The sequence below is a fragment of the Radiobacillus deserti genome (genome assembly GCF_007301515.1).
GTDB classification, from domain to species: Bacteria; Bacillota; Bacilli; order Bacillales; family Amphibacillaceae; genus Radiobacillus; species Radiobacillus deserti.
This window is the reverse complement of the sequence record NZ_CP041666.1, coordinates 1,771,039-1,789,975: the sequence shown is the minus strand read 5'-3', so window position 1 is coordinate 1,789,975 and position 18,937 is coordinate 1,771,039. Positions and strand designations below refer to the sequence as shown.

17 protein-coding genes are annotated in these 18,937 nt (G+C 37.1%); 3 read left to right on the top strand and 14 right to left on the bottom strand.

Features of this window, described 5'->3' with window-relative positions; all coding sequences use genetic code 11:
• Positions 1-5: 5 nt before the first annotated feature.
• Genes FN924_RS09430 through FN924_RS09420 form a run of 3 tightly spaced genes read right to left on the bottom strand, consistent with a single transcriptional unit; the run spans position 6 to position 3,429 of the window.
• Complete coding sequence (locus FN924_RS09430; protein ID WP_143893897.1) at positions 6-1,556, bottom strand: glutathione ABC transporter substrate-binding protein; 1,551 nt, start codon at positions 1,554-1,556, stop codon at positions 6-8.
• An 18-nt stretch (positions 1,557-1,574) separates the two neighbouring features.
• A complete protein-coding gene (locus tag FN924_RS09425; RefSeq protein ID WP_143893895.1) occupies positions 1,575-2,471 on the bottom strand; it encodes an ABC transporter permease in 897 nt (298 codons plus the stop codon).
• Positions 2,472-2,487: 16 nt separating this feature from the next.
• Positions 2,488-3,429, bottom strand: a complete 942-nt coding sequence (locus FN924_RS09420; RefSeq protein WP_143893893.1) for an ABC transporter permease — start codon at positions 3,427-3,429, stop codon at positions 2,488-2,490.
• Between the two features lie 303 nt (positions 3,430-3,732).
• Here FN924_RS09420 and FN924_RS09415 point away from each other — a divergent pair, with 303 nt between their 5' ends.
• Positions 3,733-4,182 (top strand): Lrp/AsnC family transcriptional regulator, encoded by a 450-nt coding sequence (locus tag FN924_RS09415; protein WP_143893891.1) that lies wholly within the window; start codon positions 3,733-3,735, stop codon positions 4,180-4,182.
• A 370-nt stretch (positions 4,183-4,552) separates the two neighbouring features.
• Here FN924_RS09415 and FN924_RS09410 read toward each other — a convergent pair whose 3' ends face one another.
• The 4 genes from FN924_RS09410 to FN924_RS09395 all read right to left on the bottom strand — a co-directional run bounded on the left by FN924_RS09410 (position 4,553) and on the right by FN924_RS09395 (position 9,172).
• Complete coding sequence (locus tag FN924_RS09410; RefSeq protein ID WP_143893889.1) at positions 4,553-5,581, bottom strand: LacI family DNA-binding transcriptional regulator; 1,029 nt, start codon at positions 5,579-5,581, stop codon at positions 4,553-4,555.
• A 103-nt stretch (positions 5,582-5,684) separates the two neighbouring features.
• Complete coding sequence (locus FN924_RS09405; protein ID WP_143893887.1) at positions 5,685-6,524, bottom strand: sugar ABC transporter permease; 840 nt, start codon at positions 6,522-6,524, stop codon at positions 5,685-5,687.
• Entirely contained in the window at positions 6,524-7,828 is a 1,305-nt protein-coding gene (locus FN924_RS09400; protein WP_143893885.1) for a carbohydrate ABC transporter permease, read from the bottom strand. Before FN924_RS09400 ends, FN924_RS09405 begins: the two co-directional genes overlap by 1 nt.
• Before the next feature lie 66 nt (positions 7,829-7,894).
• On the bottom strand, positions 7,895-9,172 hold the full coding sequence (locus FN924_RS09395; RefSeq protein WP_143893883.1) for a sugar ABC transporter substrate-binding protein: 1,278 nt from the start codon (positions 9,170-9,172) through the stop codon (positions 7,895-7,897).
• A gap of 458 nt (positions 9,173-9,630) precedes the next feature.
• Between FN924_RS09395 and FN924_RS09390 the strand changes: the two genes are divergently transcribed.
• Together FN924_RS09390 and FN924_RS09385 are read left to right on the top strand one after the other, a co-directional pair.
• A complete protein-coding gene (locus tag FN924_RS09390; RefSeq protein ID WP_143893881.1) occupies positions 9,631-11,748 on the top strand; it encodes an alpha-amylase family glycosyl hydrolase in 2,118 nt (705 codons plus the stop codon).
• Positions 11,749-11,846: 98 nt separating this feature from the next.
• Positions 11,847-13,604: an alpha-glycosidase gene (locus FN924_RS09385; RefSeq protein WP_143893879.1), complete on the top strand. Its 1,758-nt coding sequence runs from the start codon at positions 11,847-11,849 to the stop codon at positions 13,602-13,604.
• A 383-nt stretch (positions 13,605-13,987) separates the two neighbouring features.
• On the opposite strand, the gene FN924_RS09380 is transcribed toward FN924_RS09385, so the two are convergent.
• From FN924_RS09380 to FN924_RS09350, 7 genes are all read right to left on the bottom strand, one after another.
• Positions 13,988-14,431 (bottom strand): GNAT family N-acetyltransferase, encoded by a 444-nt coding sequence (locus FN924_RS09380; RefSeq protein WP_228409631.1) that lies wholly within the window; start codon positions 14,429-14,431, stop codon positions 13,988-13,990.
• A gap of 155 nt (positions 14,432-14,586) precedes the next feature.
• Positions 14,587-14,916: an HIT domain-containing protein gene (locus tag FN924_RS09375; RefSeq protein ID WP_143893877.1), complete on the bottom strand. Its 330-nt coding sequence runs from the start codon at positions 14,914-14,916 to the stop codon at positions 14,587-14,589.
• 40 nt (positions 14,917-14,956) lie between these two features.
• Complete coding sequence (locus FN924_RS09370) at positions 14,957-15,364, bottom strand: hypothetical protein (protein ID WP_143893875.1); 408 nt, start codon at positions 15,362-15,364, stop codon at positions 14,957-14,959.
• 117 nt (positions 15,365-15,481) lie between these two features.
• Positions 15,482-16,024 carry a GNAT family N-acetyltransferase gene (locus FN924_RS09365; RefSeq protein ID WP_228409630.1) on the bottom strand — a complete coding sequence of 181 codons (543 nt, stop codon included), beginning with the start codon at positions 16,022-16,024 and terminating at the stop codon, positions 15,482-15,484.
• 283 nt (positions 16,025-16,307) lie between these two features.
• The gene (gene fabI / locus FN924_RS09360; RefSeq protein ID WP_143893871.1) at positions 16,308-17,090 is read right to left on the bottom strand and encodes an enoyl-ACP reductase FabI; all 783 of its coding nucleotides are present in this window, start codon (positions 17,088-17,090) and stop codon (positions 16,308-16,310) included.
• Between the two features lie 207 nt (positions 17,091-17,297).
• Positions 17,298-17,513 (bottom strand): hypothetical protein, encoded by a 216-nt coding sequence (locus FN924_RS09355; protein WP_143893869.1) that lies wholly within the window; start codon positions 17,511-17,513, stop codon positions 17,298-17,300.
• A 179-nt stretch (positions 17,514-17,692) separates the two neighbouring features.
• Positions 17,693-18,835: a glycosyltransferase family 4 protein gene (locus tag FN924_RS09350; protein ID WP_143893867.1), complete on the bottom strand. Its 1,143-nt coding sequence runs from the start codon at positions 18,833-18,835 to the stop codon at positions 17,693-17,695.
• Positions 18,836-18,937: the final 102 nt, after the last annotated feature.

The following is an 18,937-nucleotide window of genomic DNA, read 5'->3' as shown; positions in this document are numbered from 1 at the left end:
TAACTCTACTCCCTGCTAACGTTATAGAGTGACCATGTTCCTGTTGGGTCTAATTCTAAGCCTTTCACACTCTTATCATATGCTGCAGAAACGACGCCATGGTTCATAGGGATCCATACAGCATCTTCAATTGCGATCAAGTTTGCTTGATGTAGCTTTTCTAGACGCGCATCTTGATCTACTAATGTACGAGATTCGTCTACTAACTTATCGAATTCCGCATTGGTATATCTCATTCTGTTTGATGCACCAAGGTTATCTGAATGAAGGTTAGGATATAACAATTCACTACCATCTGCAGTACTATTCGTCCAACCTAAGAATGTCATTTCAAAATTACCCGCTGCTGTTGCATCTAGGAAAGTTCCCCATTCCATTGTTTCAATGGATACATCTAACCCAACTTCACTTAATTGAGCTTGAACAATTTCTGCCATTTTCATGTAGCTTCCTGAATCAGATGCAAGCAGAGTTATCTTTTGTCCTTCATAGCCATTATCTTTCAAGATTTGCTTTGCTTTTTCTGGATCATAGTCATATCCAGCATCTTTTGCTTCCTCTTTATAACCGAAAACTTTAGGTCCAATAATACTATCATTTTGAACACCTAGGCCATTCAACTGTTTAACATAAGCCTCTGTATTAACTGCGTGTGCAACGGCTTGACGGAAGGCTAAATCATTAAAGGGCGCCTTTTCCATATTGAAGCCTAGATAATAAACGGGAGTACCTTCTTTCTTCTGAATTTCTACACTGCCAATGCTTTCAATTCTTGGTAAGTGCTCTGCAGGAATCCCGTCGATGAATTGCACTTCCCCAGTTTCTAACATAGATACTGCTGTAGAATATTCAGGAACAACACGCATCGTAACTTTTTGAAGTGCAGGTGCACCTTGCCAGTAATCAGGATTTGCCTTAAGTGTGACATGGTCCCCCTGTACCCATTCTTCAAACATAAATGGTCCTGTACCAACCGGGTTACTATTGATATCTCCCTCTTTATCGGCTGTAGTGCTAACGATTGCAGCATTTTTGTGAGAAAGTGCTGCTAAAAGTGGTCCATATGGATATTTAGTTTTAATAACAACGGTGTACTCATCCTGTACTTCAACTGATTCAACTGGTTCTAACAAGGAAGCACGAGGCGCCGCTCGCTTTGGATCACGGAACTGATCGAATGTATATTTAACAGCTTCTGCATTAAAGTCTGTTCCGTCATGGAACTTAACTCCTTCTTTAAGCTTAATCACCCATGTATTTTCGTCTGGGTTTTCATAAGACTCTGCTAAAAGTGGTTCAATTTCCATTGTTTCGCCATTACGAGTAAATAATGTTTCATAGATCTGACCTGTCATCGCTGTTGAGACAGAATCATTTGTATCAATAGGTGAAAGACCAACAATATCAGAAGTTGCTGCGTACGTTAATTCTTGTGGTACGTCTTTACCATCACTACTGCTATCTGCATTACCGGATGACTGACCACTACATCCAGCAACAGCTAGTAAAGCTAAAACTAACAGTGTACTAAACAAGACTTTCATTTTGCGTTTCATGTTAAACCCCCATTATAATTAATTATTTAAATCCATATTCGGATCCAGTGCATCACGTAATCCGTCACCTACAACATTAAAAGCAAATACTACTAGCATAATCGCTACCCCTGGAACAATCGTCATGTGAGGTGCGGTCCACATAAATGCCTGTCCCTCCGCTATCATTGCTCCCCATTCTGCTGTTGGCGGTTGTGCACCTAATCCTAAAAAGCTAAGTGCTGATGTTGATAGAATAGAAGTTGCCATCCGCATCGTTGCGAAGACGATAATTGGAGCCATACAGTTTGGTAGAATATGTTTAATAATAATTCGGCTATCCTTCGCTCCAAGTGACCTCATCGCAAGGATGTATTCTTGTTTTTTGACAGACAACACACTGCCTCGAACAATTCTTGCACAGCCTGGAATCGACCATATACTAATCGCAATGATTACATTAATAATACTTGTTCCTAGCATAGCAATGATCAACATAGCTAGTAGGATACCTGGGAATGCGAATAATAAGTCTACTATTCTCATAATAATTCCGTCTAATCGTTTATAATATCCTGCTAGTAATCCTAAAGTGATTCCACCTAAAAGACCAATGATCACAGAAGTAATCCCGACTACAAGCGAGAGTCTTGCGCCATATACTAACCTTGACCACATGTCCCTACCATAGTTATCCGTACCTAACCAATGACCTTCAGCACCTATACCTAACTGAGTCTTAGCTAGATTTTGCTCAATCGGATTGTAACTAACAAGGAGTGGAGCAAATATGGCCATAAGAATTTGGATGATGATTATAAATAATCCAAATACAGCTAATTTATTTTTCACCAATCGCTTCATTAACTGAAGAAATGGTTTTTCTCTCTTTTTTTCTTTTGCAACCTTGTCGGTTTGAAGTGCTTCAGAAGTCATGGAAATTACCTTCTTTCTAATCGTAACTAATCCTTGGATCAATAATCGCATAAACAATATCAACAATTAAGTTCACTAGAACAAATAATCCCGCTACTAACAATACTGTTCCTTGAACCATTGGGAAGTCCCTTGCGGCAATGGCATCAATCATTAATCTTCCAACACCATTAATTGCAAATACCTGCTCGGTAATAATCGTTCCACCTAAAAGACCACCAAAGTTAACACCAATGACAGTAATAACAGGAATCATTGCATTACGTAATGCGTGAATCCAAATGACACCACGTTGTCTTACCCCTTTTGCTTTCGCTGTCCGGATATAATCTGCTCGGATTACCTCAAGCATTGTCGATCTCGCCATTCTAGCAATCATGGCAGCTGATGCAGTCCCCAGTGTAATGGCTGGTAGGATTAACTGCTTCATTCCTTCAATGGTGTAGAACGGAGCACTTAACCCTCCTACAGGTAACCATCTGAGTGTTACTGAGAATAGTAGGATTAACATTGTTCCTAACCAGAAGTTCGGAATGGAAATCCCTGCAAGAGCAAATGTTGTACTTGAAACATCAAACCAAGAATTTTGTTTGATTGCTGAGATGATCCCTGCTGTCACCCCAATAATAACTGCAACAATCATACTCGCTATTGCAAGATTTAGTGTGTTAGGAAATCTAGTGATAATCGCATCCGATACGGATTGATTAGTCTGGAAGGAATATCCTAAATCTCCTTGCAGAACCCCTTTCATGTAATCAACATATTGTACTAGAACTGGTCGATTTAGACCTAAGTCCTCACGAATAGCTTCTAAATCAGATTGACTTGCGGTTGGACCACCGATTATTGTTGCCGGATCCCCCGGTGCGAGATACATACTCATAAATACTAGAAAGGATATCCCAACTAAGAGGAATATGAGCTGCATAAAACGACGGGTGACTAGACCTATCATATATTCCCTCCTCTCCTTAACATACTATAGGTGTAAGTCATTTTTACTAAAATTATTCCTTTTTATCTAATTACACCTAATTTTACAAACGTTTGTTAAGCAAAAAAGCCATTTTGTTTAACATTCGATTTAGTGTTGTTGTCGATTATATATGAATATTCAGAAAAATGAAAGAGTTTTTTTGCGAAAAAAATTAAAAATATCTATTTTCAGAAAATGTTGTGTTTCCATTTCTGATTTAGTAAAATGAAAAACTAGTAAGATCTATTTATTGTAAAATTACTAGTAATAAGGAGCAATTTTATGAAATTAGATGACACAGATCAAAAAATCCTTCAAATGTTAATAGAGGATGGAAGAATTTCTTATACAGATATTGGAAAGGAATTAAATATTTCTCGTGTTGCAGTTCGAAGTAGGGTCCATCAAATGATGGAAGAGGGAATTATCGAGAAATTTTCTTGTGTAGTCAACAGTGAGAAAGTTGGTAAAAATGTCTCTGCGTTCTTTGAAGTAGACTGTGAACCATCTAGTCTAGTAAAAGTAGCAGAGAATCTAGCAAATAATCCTTTTGTTGCCAGCTGCTATCAGATGACAGGTCCCAGTACACTACATATGCATGTGCTTGTCAACGATTTCCCGCAGCTCGAGTCATTCATTAATAACGAATTATATGCGCTTGAAGGGATTTCAAGAGTGGAGAGTCACATTCTGTTAAGAAGGTTTAAAAGTAGAACAGGACTTAAATTATAAGAATCTACTTGCGTGATTCTAAATATTGGAAGCGTTTTCGGTTTTACTATTGTATGTTACTTAAAAGGCAACTCCAGAAGAGTCGCCTAAGGCTTGTGGGGAAACTCGTGTTTTTCTACAAGCTTTTTTAGTCCACCTCAAGAGAAATAGTTAAGTCTCTTTTTTAGAAAATTAATAGAGGACTAAGCATCTGTTACTACGTTATATCCAAGGCTGGGCCGCTAAATGCCGATCCCCAGTTGTTTGCTTAAAGGTATCGCCACAGAACGTAACGTAGTGGAGTTCTAGGAGGATAAAAAGCGAGCTGACCGCAATGGAAATCAACAACCATGCTTAACAGAGGCTATCACAAAAAAAGAAAGCCCTTTTATTAAAGACTTTCTCTTTTTGCTGTTGATTGGCGGTAGTTAATCTGATAAGGCACAATAATTCTTTTTGCTAATTCATTTTTATTTTGCGTGAGTTCAATAAGATTCTTAGCTGAATTGGTCCCTAATTCGTAAATCTTTATATCTACCGTTGTCAGCGGTGGCCTAGTAATTTCAGAAAGATATACATTGTTAAAGCTCGTTATCGATACGTCTTTTGGTACAGAGTAACCAAACTCCTCAAGCATCGTAATAACACCTAAACTCATCAGGTCATCGGTAATAACTAAAGCAGTTGGAGGAATGTCTAGTGTAAATAGATGTTCCACTGCATCTCTTCCGCCTGATTTAGAAAACTCCGTATGAACCTTATATTCATCTACGTTCGGAAGTCCCGCTTCTAAAATCGCCGAATTGAAGCCATTTAACCGGTCTAGTGTAACGACCAAGTCTGTTGAACCACCTATAAATCCAATATATTCATGGCCAAGTTCTATTAAGTGCTTGGTTATTTCATAGCCTGCTCTCACATTATTATTATCTACATAGGTTATTTCACTTTCGTCTCGATACGGCTTTCCCACCACGACAAAAGGGAACTCTTTTTCAAGAAGGTAATCTAATACGTCATCATTCACGCGGGAATAAAGCAGGATTACACCATCTACTCTATTTCCGTGTATCATTCTTTTCACTTCTTCTACAATTTCATCCTCATTGGCACCTGTAGAAACATAGAGTGAATATTCCATATCATGAGCGACAGAACTAATCCCCCTCAACACCTCTGGAAAAAAGGGATTCTGTAAAGCCTTGTCTGCTGATGACGGCATAATTACTCCAATTGCCTTCGTCGAACGGACAGCTAAATTTCTTGCATTTATATTAGGGTGATAGCCTAAGTCCTTCATTGCTTTCTTCACTCGTTTTTTTGTTTCTGCGCTAATTCTTGGATTGTCTGCCAAAACTCTAGAAACTGTTGAAGGAGCAACTCCCGCTGCTTTTGCAACATCCTTTATTGTAACTGCCATGCTATTCACCCTTCATCTATGATTAGTCAAATCATTGCTTATATTTTATTACATAAAAGAACATTTGCAAACAATTACTTGGGTTCCTCCACTTTGTAAAGCATTACCCTTTGGATCCACCAGCCGTTAATCCAGAAATCAGATATCTTTGCAAGAATAGATATACGGCTGCTATTGGTAATGCTACTAATACAGATCCTGCTGCAAAGACTGTAAAGTTGTTCGCAAATTGATCATTTATAAAGTTAAACAAGCCTACTGCTAATGTATATTTACTTTCACTTGATAATACAATCGAAGGAAGCAAGAAATCGAACATAGGTGTCATAAAGTTAAATAAAGCAACTACTGCTAAGATCGGCTGAGCTAAAGGAAGCATAATACTCCAAAACACTCGTAAATGTCCTGCTCCATCAATTCTTGCTGCCTGATCTAATTCGCGTGGAATCGTATCGAAATACCCTTTTACTAACCACGCATTGAATGGAATTTGCCCACCGAGATAAATCAAGATCAATCCAAACAAGCTATCTAATAATCCAATCATATTTAAGAAGATGTATAAGGCAACCATTGCCATCATGACCGGAAACATTTGAAGAAGCAGGAACACGTACAACCCATTTTTTCTTCCTGCAAATTGATATCTTGAAAAAGCATAGGCTACTAAGGAAGTAAATATCACACTACCTAGTGCTGTACTAACAGAAACAATTAGCGAGTTTTTATACCAGGTTAAATAGTCACTCTCTGCACTAAAAAGCCATTTATAATGCTCCAACGAAAAATTCTTTGGGATTAAGCTTGAAGAATAAAGGCTTGTTCCTTGGTTAAGTGACATTCCAACCGTCCATAACAATGGATAAATGATGATTACAAACACTACAGCTAATATCGCGTAAATCCCAGCAACTTCTAATTTTGATTTTGTTTTTTGAGTCATTATATTTCACCCTCTTCTTTAAATGATTTAGTTTGTCTAAATTGATAGAAAGCAAAAGCTGAAACAATGACTCCCATTATAATAGAAACAACTGCTGCCATACTGTAATTATTGGTGTCAAAGGTTAGTTTATAAACCCAAGATATCAAGATATCCGTTCCACCTGCATTCTGCCCTCGAATTGGTGGATTACCTTCGTTGAATAAATAAATAACATTAAAGTTGTTAAAGTTCTGCGCATATTGCATGATAAGCAGTGGTGCTGTTGCGAATAATACGTGTGGCAAGGTGATATGACGAAACTTCTGAAAACGTGTCCCTCCATCCACATCAGCAGCTTCATACCAGTCCTTCGAAATACTTTGTAAAACACCAGTAAACAAGGCAAATATAAATGGAAAACCTAGCCATGTTTGAATCATTATGATCGCAATCTTGGCATAAAATGGATCACTCAACCAAGGAATGCCTTCACCACCAAAGAGCGGGATAATGATATCGCGATTAATCGCTCCGAATTCATCATTGAACATAGCAGAGAATATTAAAATTGTAATAAAAGCTGGTACCGCCCAAGGGAGAATTAAGATGGTTCGAATCAGCTTTTTAAACTTTACTCTTGGGTCATTGACCAACAGCGCTAGAAATAGACCGACTGCAATTTGTAATGTAGTGGATACCACTGTCCATACGATTGTCCATGAGAATACACTTAAAAAAGTCTCTTGCCAGATCGGGACAGTTACTAAATTTACAAAATTATCAAATCCAACCCATTCGACTAGGTTTCTCGGCGGAGAATGGTATAGGTCGTAGTTCGTGAATGCTAAGAGAATCGAGAATAGCAATGGAAAGATAACGACAAATATCATTAATATTAAACCAGGGAATGTCATCAAATAAGGAAAAGTAGTATCATAAGCATCGCGTATCGTTTCGCGCATTTTCTTAGGCTTCCAGCCAGTCTGAATCTTCTGTGCCTGTCTTTTAGCATCGATTACATTAAATACATACAAGCTACCCAAAATAACGATACCAATTAGGGAAAGTACACCTAAAACCAGAAGTCTAATCGAATGATCTACACCTGGAATTGTCCCTAATGTTCTTAGACCCCATAACCCAAAATTGATAGAATCTAGCATAGTTACAATAAAAGCGACTTCAACAAGTGCAAAGATGACCCCTTTGAGGAAACGTCTGTTATATATTTGACCTAAACCAGCAAATAATATAGACAAAACCATGGCAATAACTGGGCTATGATTGTTTTTAGATACGTGATTGTCTGCTGTCCCATTCATCATAAATCCTCCTTAAAAAAACCGATTATAGGTATGGAAAGTTACTTTCCATACCTATAAATCTAGTTATTGTCCAGTTCCTCCACTGGCTTCAATTTTTGTTTTGATTTGTTCCACTGCTTCTTCAAGCACTGGCTTCACATCTTCACCCTCAGCAATAAACTGAAGTGCATTGTTTGCAGGTTCCCATACTTGCGACATTTGAGGTGTACTTGGCATAGGGACACCAGACTTAATTTGTTCAGCAAACGCTTCATAAATTGGATCATCAATTGATTCTAATGCTTTCGTATTTGGCGGTAGCTCTCCTGCTGTCTCAAAATACTCTTGAAGATTTTCTTCATTAGTAATGAACAGTGCTAGGTCTTTCGCCCAATCCTTATGCTCCGAGTAATAGGAAACCATCCATGTTTTTACCCCTACAAAAGTAGAGCTTGGTTTACCGTTGATATCTGGGAAAGGCGCAGTCTTTAATTTGTCACCTAACGCTTCTTTATAAGTAGCAATACTCCAAGGTCCATTGATTACTGCACCGACCTTACCTTCTGTAAATAGACCATCTACAACGTCCACAGTAGTTGATGTTGGGATCTTACCTTTTCCAAAGAATGATTGGAATAGCTCCCCACCTTTCACAGCGCCTTCGTTGGCAAGGCCGATGTCTGTAACATCATACTCACCAGGCTCACCACCAAAGATATATCCACCATAGTTCTTAAAGAATGGGTATGCAAAATAGATATCGTTCGGCTTCATCAAGAACCCGTATTGGTCTTTTGATTGATCTGTATAGTTTTCAAGAATTGCTTGTAGATCTTCAATCGTTTTAGGTGCTTCCTTAACAATATCTGTATTGTAGTAAATACCATAAGTCTCAATAACTGCTGGTGCACCATACACGTTTGTTTCACCGTCGTATTCATACGTTACAGCATCTATTGCAGCTTTACTGTACCCACTTTTCTCTTCTTCAGTTAAGCTTAGTGGTTCTGCTAATCCCTGTGCAACAATGTTTCCAATTTGATCATGTGGTTGTAAGAACAAGTCTGGACCTTTTCCTTCTGGTCCTGCTAATGATAATTCTTGTAGCTGGTCTAGCATCGACTTCGCTACAACATTGACTTTAATACCTTCTTTTTCTTCATACTTTGCAGCAAATGATTTGACAGCCTCTAAATGCTTCTCTTCATCATTAGCCCATATTGTTAATTCATCAGGCTTCTCATTTGTTTCTCCAGAGTCTTTATTTTCACTCTTACCCTCTTCTGGACGATCAGGAGCACATGCTACTAATGCAAACAGAGTTGTTAGAAGTAGCAATGTAAAAAGACACTTCTTTACCATTTTGACTCTCCCCTTTGTAAATATTAACTGATTATAATTTGAACAAACCATTTGTGAAACCGTTTGCTCAATTATGGATTTATTATAGGATATAACATTCATTGTTGCAAGCGGTTTCTTTAAAATTGTTCAAAAAAGTATAGGTGGTGTGCTGATAAATTCTTTAAAAACCCCACTATCCACTTATCCTCCTCTCTATCAATTCAAGGGAATCGTTTGCGCAATATTTTTATGTATCCGATTACATTATCTATTGACATTTCCAAATAATCTACTAAAATTTTGTTTAACAACATGAATAACAGAAAATTCAAGGGCAATGCTTTTGTATCTACAAACAACCCCGGTTTTATTACAAAATCGGGGTTGTTTTTGTGTGAAAGGAGGGAAAAATAACAGTTCTTCAGTAATTATGTGTTGCAAATTTTCTATTCAATTTGATAAGGAGGGAAAGAGAAATGCATTCTATTAGACTCGTAAAATTAGCCATTTCACTTGTATTGTTTTTAACATTGGTCATTGTTCCGACGACCATACATGCAGAAGTTGGACCTAATAACGACGTCAATTATTCTACTGATGTGATTTACCAAATCGTGACAGACCGCTTTAATGACGGGGATCCAACCAACAACCCAACAGGAGATAACTACAGTGCAGATTGTTCTAACCTCCAGTTATATTGTGGTGGAGATTGGCAAGGGATAATCAAGAAAATCCAGGACGGCTATCTAACCAACATGGGCGTTACTGCTCTTTGGATTTCTCAACCTGTAGAAAATGTTTACGCTGTACACACAGATGGCTATGCTTCCTATCATGGGTATTGGGCAAGAGATTATAAAAAGACAAACCCATATTTCGGGGATTTCTCTGACTTTGATCAGCTGATCGATGTTGCTCATAGGAATGGAATGAAGGTAATCATTGATTTCACCCCAAATCATTCATCACCAGCTTTAGAAACTAAGCCAGGTTATGTGGAAAATGGTGCAATCTATGACAATGGAAACCTACTTGCTTCCTATTCGAACGATCCATTGAACCTATTTCATCACTATGGTGGTACCGACTTTTCTTCTTTTGAAGACTCAATTTATAGAAACTTGTATGACTTAACTGATTATAACTTGAATAATCAAGTAATCAACCATTACCTAAAGGAATCAATCAAATTGTGGCTCGATAAAGGGATCGATGGAATCCGTGTGGATGCAGTAAAGCATATGCCAATGGGTTTTCAAAAATCCTTAATGGATGAGATTTATAACCATCGACCTGTATTTACATTTGGAGAGTGGTTCCTAGGTACAAATGAAGTAGATAGTAAAAACCACTACTTCGCTAATGAAAGCGGAATGAGTTTACTAGATTTTAGATTTGGACAAACGCTGAGAGAAGTTTTGCGTGATGGAACAGATGATTGGTATGGCTTTAATAATATGATTCAATCGACAGCATCTGCTTATGATGAGGTCATTGACCAGGTTACCTTTATTGATAATCATGATATGGGCCGTTTCTCTGTAGAAGGAAATGCTACTAGACAAACTGATTTGGCTTTAGCCGTCTTACTAACATCGCGTGGAGTACCTACTATCTATTATGGAACAGAACAGTATCTAACAGGTAGCGGGGATCCGACAAACCGAAAGCCGATGTACTCTTTTGATAAGTCGACTACTGCCTATAAGATTATTAGTAAACTAGCCCCATTAAGAAAACAAAACCCAGCTCTTGCATATGGGAATACAACTGAACGTTGGGTGAATTCAGATGTCTATATTTACGAACGTAAATTTGGTAACAATGTAGTAGTTACAGCGATCAACCGTGGTTATACAGATTACGAGATTACAGGTCTACAAACCTCTCTACCAGGTGGACCATATTCTGATCAATTAGGTCAGCTACTGGGTGGGAATGAGATTCATGTTAACAGTTCTGGATCTGTAAGTTCATTTAACTTAGGAGCAAGAGAAGCAGCCGTTTGGGAATACACAGAAACATCAACAACTCCGCAAATAGGACATGTCGGTCCTGTAATGGGCCAGGTTGGCCACACTATTACGATAAATGGCGAAGGCTTTGGCGCAACAGAAGGACAAGTCCATTTAGGCTCAGAAAGTGCAACGATTGTCACGTGGAATGATAAAGAAGTTCAATTCACCGTACCTGAGGTTATGGCTGGAAAATATGATGTTACCCTAACAACAGCTGATGGAGCCATAAGTAACAAATTTTCAAATTTTGAGGTATTAACGAACGAGCAAGTATCAGTCCGTTTTGTCGTTAATAATGCAAACACAGAACTTGGATCGAATATTTATTTAGTAGGTAATGTCCACGAGTTAGGAAACTGGGACCCAAATAAAGCTATTGGGCCATTCTTTAATCAAGTAGTTTACAAATATCCAAACTGGTACTATGATGTTAGTGTACCGGCTGATACCAATCTTGAATTTAAATTTATTAAAAAGGATAGTGTTGGTAATGTCGTTTGGGAAAGCGGTATCAATCATGTATATCGTACTCCAGCCTCTGGAACAAGTACGATTTCAGTAGACTGGCAATAAAAATGCTTTTTAATTAAAGGGCAATGCTTTTGTTTATACAAACAACCCCGATTTCTTAGACGAAATCGGGGTTTTATAATGGAAAGGAGAAATCAACCATGTTTAAAGAAGCTGTTTATCACAGACCAAAAAACAATTATGCTTATGCGTATGATCAAGAAACCTTACACATTCGCTTGAGAACAAAGAAAGATGATGTACAGGAAGTTATACTTATCTCGGGTGATCCTTATCATTGGATCGACGGGAAATGGCAGACAAATAGACTAGAAATGAACAAATCTGGAAGCGATGAACTATTTGATTACTGGTTCTGTGAATTACGACCATCACAACGCAGACTCAGATATTGTTTTGAACTTAATGATGGAAAGGAAAAAATAACTTATACCGAAAAAGGGTTCTTTGAAACCCCGCCGATTCACGATACGAAATTTCATTTTTGTTTCCCTTTCTTAAATTCTATCGATGTATTCGATGCACCGGACTGGGTTCGTGATACTGTGTGGTATCAAATATTCCCAGAACGTTTTGCTAACGGGGATAAAGAAAACGACCCGCATGGTGTGCTTCCTTGGGCGAGTCAGGATCCAACCCAAGATTCGTTTTTCGGTGGGGATTTCCAAGGCGTAATGGATCACCTAGATTACTTAGAAAATTTGGGGATTAACGGAATTTATTTCACCCCAATCTTCAAGGCTCACTCTAACCATAAATATGACACCATTGATTATATGGAAATTGATCCGCAATTTGGGGATAAGGAAACATTCCGAACACTAGTAAAGGAATGTCATAAACGAGGAATTCGCGTGATGCTGGATGCTGTCTTTAATCATAGCGGTTTTTACTTTGAACCATTTCAAGATGTAATAAAGAAGGAACACGATTCTAAATACAAAGACTGGTTCCATTTGAGAGAATTTCCATTAAAAACAGAAGGAATCCCTAATTATGATACGTTTGGATTCGTTGCTTCCATGCCAAAGCTTAATACAGAGAATCCAGAAGTTAAAGCATATTTATTAAAGGTTGCGACATATTGGGTCAAAGAATTCGACATCGATGGCTGGCGATTAGATGTAGCTAACGAAGTTGACCATTCCTTTTGGAGGGAATTTAGAAATGCTGTGAAAACTGTGAAACCAGATACCTATATACTGGGAGAAATCTGGCACGATTCTATCCCTTGGTTACAAGGAGATCAGTTCGATGCGGTAATGAATTATCCATTTACGGATGCATCTATCGATTACTTTGCACAAAATAAAATAAATACGAAACAGTTTTCAAATGTCATCACAAACGTCCTTCATATGTATCCAGAAACAGTTAACCAAGTGTCGTTTAATTTACTGGATAGCCATGATACACCAAGAATTCTGACTCTAGCTGACAACAACAAAGATAGGGTCAGGTTACTATACTTGTTCCAATTATCCTTTATTGGTACACCTTGTATATATTATGGAGATGAGATTGGAATGACTGGTGGTGAAGACCCAGGCTGTAGAAAGTGTATGGATTGGGATTCATCGAATCAAGATCAGCAGTTATTCTCCTTTGTTCAGCAGCTGATCTCCTTTAGAAAGAGTATTCCTGCCTTTGGCAATCGCGGAAAGCTTCAATTCATAAATGATGACAACAGCCCAAATTCGTTAGTCTATGAAAAGACAACAGATGAAGAAAAAGTTATTATCATCATAAACAATGATCATAAATCAAATAAAGTAAGAGTACCAAAATTAGCAAACAAAAGCTGCAAAGAGCTGTTCAGTCAAAGTGAACAAACCTTCGGAGACGATGTCACCATAGAATTAGCACCATTTGGCTATTTGGCTTATCATATTGTGTAACATAAAAACTATGCAGGTTACCTGCATAGTTTTGTTCATCAAAAGCTAATCAGCCTTACCATTTTTGTTTTTCCCTTTTCGCTATCTTCATCGCAACGGAAAATATCCTCATTACAAATTGTACTTGAATATGGAGAGCCAGGATTTTCCTCCATCCTGTAAATGATAGTGGACGGGGAATTGGAAAGCTTTGCAGTCCCTATTCCCATATTCATCTCCTTCTGTTACAAACATCTTCCTTTACTTAGATATGAAAGATAGCATTAAATGTTTCTTCAAAAACAATTTTGCCTATTGAGTTAGACTGCCTCCTTACTTCAACAAAGAAAGGTACTAATCCTCCTGATCAGTACCTTTCCTTGTTCCATATTAGCCCTCTTTTATTAGAGTAATTTCTTTTCAAGAATTATTTTATGTCGTCCTTTTTTGTCAGTATAAGTATCAATGACATCAAACCCATTTTTTATATTCAAGACTAACATATTACGCCATTTATTCATTGTTTTTGTTTGAACAATACTATATCCAATTTCCTTTAAATATTGATGTTGTCTATCCATTAACTCAGAAGCAATACCGTGTTTTCTGTAAAAAGTATCCACCCCACCTAACCAACTATAAAATTTATTTTTATCAAGTTCGTATCCAATCTTATATCCAATAACTTTCGTACCATTCATCGCAGCAATCACCAACAATTTGGGTTTGCTTGCCATTTTGTTAATTAAATCATCAGAAGTATCAAAAATAGCTTTATGTAGTTCTATAATTCCATCTAAAACATCTGTATCTGGCATTGAATCAAAAATGAAGTAATCAGAATTCAAATGCCGTCCTCCTTAAATTCTTAGCAACTAAGAATAAATATTTCGTTAATCATTATGATAGTCCTTCTTAAACATAATTTGCCCGTAAAGTTGAATAAGTTCAACAAAAACAGCGGCAATCCCTTCTAAGATTAACACACCCGTTGCTATAAAAACTATGTCAACTGTTCTCCAGAGACTATATGCCAATGTAAATGTTTGGAGTCCTGATATTCCCCTAAGTTGGTAATAACTCTACATGCTCCATTTTCCTCGGTAACTATATTCGCAACCTTTTTAATTACTCCCAATAGTTCTAATAGTAATTCGTTATCACTTTCTTCCAATCTAATTAAAGAAGGAATATGCTTCTTCGGTATTGCAACAATATGTACTGGCCAAAAGGGTCTTGTATGATGATAGGCTAAGACATTTTCTGTTTCCAACACTATATTGACTTGGGTTTTACCACTTAATACTTCATCACAATAAAAATCTTCTGTCATAACGACCTCCAATTGTAATTTTTTCGACTATTTCTTTTTACTATCCGTTCATTTTAATTGCATACGTGGTTATTTCCTTTATGGTGCTTTTCCCTGCACTTACAAAAGTGTAAACGTTACAAAATGAGTAAATAGTATTATCTTCTAATATTATAGTGCCATTGACAGATGCTGTCTTACCATGAGTAATAATATTTAGGATTTCAATTTGAACTATTTTTGAAGTAATTCTATTTTCCAGCACCTCAGCCACTTTTTCATTACCTTGAACAGTAAGGTCATTTACTATATTCCAGCATATATCTTTCATAGTATATTTAGATATAGTATTAGAATTTTTTGTAGAAAACGCAATTATTAATTCCTTAAGCACCTTTTTTTTGGGTGAATTCTCACAATCCGCAGGACATAATATTTTTATACCTTGCTCCTTAGAATACATTCCCATTAAAATCCCTCACTTTATTTATGATCATAATCAAATGACCAAATCATCTTCAAGAAAACCGCTACTTTAGCACAAGAAGCAAATGACTTATTCAACAATCAGCACCCGTTAGCATAATTAGTTTTTCATATATACTTCCTTTAACAAGCCGTAGTATTCGACATCTTCAAAGTTTCCCCACTTAAAATCATGTTTCGAAAAAGTGCCTTCGTGGTTAAAACCATTTTTTATAAGAACTCTCCTGGAACCAATATTTTTCTTCATAACGGTTGCCCATATTCTATTTAATTCAAGAAAAGTAAAACCAAAGTCTATTACCTTTCCAATGGATTCAGTTGCATACCCATTTCCCCAATGTGGAAATCCAATCCAATAAGCTATTTCTGCTCTTTTATGGCTATTTTCTAAACGCAAAGTGGCTGTCCCTATTAGCTTTCTTTTACTCTTTTCTTCAATGGCAAATATAAAGCTCTCTTGTTTTTCAGCTCGTTCAGTATGAGTTTTAATCCAATTTATTGCACTCCCAGACGGATATGGATGTGGGATAGTAAGAGTGGTTTCTGCAACTCTTTTATCTCCTGCTAATTCTTCGACAATAGGGGCATCTTCTGGAATGAATCCTCTTAATATCAATTTTTTTGTTTCAAGTTTAGGTATCATATATTTACACTCTCCCAACATGATTATGTAAGTATATCAAATTATCTCATTCCACATGAACTAGATTATGCAAGGTGTCAGCCATTGGAACACTAACCTAACATGGATAATGATGTCTTTAAACCTGCCACCATGGAAATCCAAACAATTAGCCAAATAGAACAAATCCTTGACTTATCCTTTATCAATCCCAACGATAGAATAGAACAGTCTCAACAAAAGAAGCATCAATCCTCTTAGATTAATGCCTCATTCTGTAATTTATTTATGAAAAAAATTAAACCTACCCAATAATATTGTAACCTGAATCTACATACACTACTTCCCCTGTAACGCCTCTAGACAAATGACTAAGAAATGCAACAGTCATATCGCCCACTTCCTCCTGAGTTACATTTCGCTTTAAAGGGGACGTTTCCTCTATTTTATGGAGTATTTCATTAAAGGAACCAACACCTTTGGCCGCAAGTGTGCGAATAGCTCCAGCGGAAATAGCATTTATACGTATGTTTGCTTCCCCTAAATCCATTGCAAGATATTTGACAGATGATTCTAGCGCGGCTTTCGCTACGCCCATAACATTATAACCAGGAACAGCCCTTTCTGCTCCAAGATAACTCATGGTAACGATGGATCCACCTTCTGTCATAAAAGGTTTTGCTTCTCTTGCTACAGCTATTAATGAATAGGCACTCGTATCTTGCGCAAACGCATAACCGGATCTAGAAGTATTGATAAAATCCCCTTTTAAGTCTTCCGAATTTGCGAATGCAACGGAATGTACAACTCCGTGAATGGTTCCAACTTTTTCATGAATTTCATGAAAGGCATTTTTTATACTTTCATCATCGTTGACATCACATTGAACGATCAACGGAGAAGAAGCGGTTTGTTCTTCTTTTAATAATTTATTTAATTTTGCAAATGAACGATCTAGTCTATAAGTAAAAATCGGGTTAGCACCGACCTTATATAGGGACTTGGCTACTCCCCAGGCAAGACTACGTTCGTTCGCAACCCCCATTACTACAATATTTTTACCCTTTAGTTTCATTAAATCTTCCATCGTGTCCTCCTATGTAAAACGAAAAGTAAATCTCTAATTTATACGTAGTTTTAGCACCAGGTATTATACGCTTAGTTTATCATAACTTTTTATTGAATTAAACTACTCGTTCGTCTAATAACGCATTGAATTACGTGTCTACCACCTCTATTCCTCTTATCGAAAACTAAGAGACTTGGTAATAATGTTTAAAGGGTTTCGGTACTATTAATCTTTTAAACATTCAAAATGATATTGCCCTTTCGATAAACTCTGAATTTCCATTTTGACGGTACCACCATTTTCATAACATTTAGCTGTTAGATTATTTAGTTCTTTACTGAGAAAATAGTTGTTAAATAATAAAATAGCGATACTGATGATCAAAATTAAGTTTACTATTAACAGTCCACCTATTACATACTGACTTTTTAAGTTTTTCATACAAGCTCCCCTTCAACTAGTCCTGCTTTCAGTTGTGAAAAGAATGTCTTCTTCTTACCTAATACTGCAAATGACATACGTTCTCTTCACTTCATTATAACAATTAAAAAAAATAGTTCACCCATCTTCATGAAGTGAACTATTTCTATATGAATAGTTATAAAATCAATAATTGCAATTTAAGCAGAAATTCTTTTCTTTTTGTATAGGACATCTTTAAAGCTTTCCAAAAGTTGATCAAAAATTTCATCCCAAGATATAGTCTTTGCATACGCTCGAGCTGAATAGGAAAATGCAGAACGCAGGTCCGAATTCTCCAATAGAATCGAAGTTTGACGTGCAAATTGATTCACTTTTTTAGGCTCACATAGAAAGCCAGTTTTCCCTTCCTTCACTAAGTGTTGAACTCCACCAGCATTTGCACCAATCACAGGTAATCCAGAGGAAAGGGCTTCTAACACCACATTTCCAAATGTTTCGGTTGGCGATGGGAATAAGAATACGTCACTAGATGCGTAAACTTCTGCCAACTGTTCTCCTTCCATAAATCCAGTCCACGTGATTTGCTCTTGATGCTGCTCGGACAACGTATCAAATAATGGCCCGTCTCCCACAATTATTAAGTGTGCATCTTTTCTAATATGTTCTGGCAAGGAATAGAAGGTCTCCAGTACGATATGTATATCTTTTTCTGGAGCAATTCGACCGACATAAAGGATTAGGTTCTTTTCTTTTATTTGATATTTCGCTTTCACGACTTCACTTGAACGCTTGTTTGGTGTGTACATTTGATGGTTAACACCTCTTCCCCACAGTTCAATGTTGTCATGAATTTGGTTTTGTAATAGTTTCTCTTTTGTACTTTTTGAAGGTACAAATACTTTATCAAAGGAACGATGGAACCAGTGCATATACTTCCATAACAACTTATTTAATAGGGACAAATGATAATATTCTAGATAGTCGTCGAAATTCGTGTGGTAGGACGCAACCATCGGAATTCCATTCTTTTTTCCGTAGTGGAGTCCATATAACCCAATGTTAATTGGGGTAGCAATGTGGATTAAGGTAGGTTTGAATTGTTCTAACGTATGCTTTATATGAGGATTCGGTAATGCTAGTCGGCAATCAGGGTACAGTAAAAATGGAATACTGGATAACCGTTGAACTTGAGGGACGGTTGGAACGGGTGTACTTACATTAGGGACAAATAAACGATATTCAATCCCCCGCTTCTCCAGATAATCCGTATAACGTTTTAATGTGCGAGCAACTCCGTTAATCTCAGGTGCGTACGTGTCAGAAAAAATAGCAATTCGCATTTACACACTCCCTTAATTTCTTGGTGCTAGCTTTTATTTAGCTTGAGTGTACCAAAGGAGTGTGTAGAGAACATTGAATTATCGTAAAAATTCGTTAAAATT

Coding starts and splice junctions, on each gene's coding strand:
- FN924_RS09430 (WP_143893897.1), bottom strand. CDS start 1,556: ATGAAACGCAAAATGAAAGTCTTGTTTAGTACACTGTTAGTTTTAGCT.
- FN924_RS09425 (WP_143893895.1), bottom strand. CDS start 2,471: ATGACTTCTGAAGCACTTCAAACCGACAAGGTTGCAAAAGAAAAAAAG.
- FN924_RS09420 (WP_143893893.1), bottom strand. CDS start 3,429: ATGATAGGTCTAGTCACCCGTCGTTTTATGCAGCTCATATTCCTCTTA.
- FN924_RS09415 (WP_143893891.1), top strand. CDS start 3,733: ATGAAATTAGATGACACAGATCAAAAAATCCTTCAAATGTTAATAGAG.
- FN924_RS09410 (WP_143893889.1), bottom strand. CDS start 5,581: ATGGCAGTTACAATAAAGGATGTTGCAAAAGCAGCGGGAGTTGCTCCT.
- FN924_RS09405 (WP_143893887.1), bottom strand. CDS start 6,524: ATGACTCAAAAAACAAAATCAAAATTAGAAGTTGCTGGGATTTACGCG.
- FN924_RS09400 (WP_143893885.1), bottom strand. CDS start 7,828: ATGAATGGGACAGCAGACAATCACGTATCTAAAAACAATCATAGCCCA.
- FN924_RS09395 (WP_143893883.1), bottom strand. CDS start 9,172: ATGGTAAAGAAGTGTCTTTTTACATTGCTACTTCTAACAACTCTGTTT.
- FN924_RS09390 (WP_143893881.1), top strand. CDS start 9,631: ATGCATTCTATTAGACTCGTAAAATTAGCCATTTCACTTGTATTGTTT.
- FN924_RS09385 (WP_143893879.1), top strand. CDS start 11,847: ATGTTTAAAGAAGCTGTTTATCACAGACCAAAAAACAATTATGCTTAT.
- FN924_RS09375 (WP_143893877.1), bottom strand. CDS start 14,916: ATGACAGAAGATTTTTATTGTGATGAAGTATTAAGTGGTAAAACCCAA.
- FN924_RS09370 (WP_143893875.1), bottom strand. CDS start 15,364: ATGGGAATGTATTCTAAGGAGCAAGGTATAAAAATATTATGTCCTGCG.
- FN924_RS09365 (WP_228409630.1), bottom strand. CDS start 16,024: ATGATACCTAAACTTGAAACAAAAAAATTGATATTAAGAGGATTCATT.
- fabI (WP_143893871.1), bottom strand. CDS start 17,090: ATGGAAGATTTAATGAAACTAAAGGGTAAAAATATTGTAGTAATGGGG.
- FN924_RS09355 (WP_143893869.1), bottom strand. CDS start 17,513: ATGAAAAACTTAAAAAGTCAGTATGTAATAGGTGGACTGTTAATAGTA.
- FN924_RS09350 (WP_143893867.1), bottom strand. CDS start 18,835: ATGCGAATTGCTATTTTTTCTGACACGTACGCACCTGAGATTAACGGA.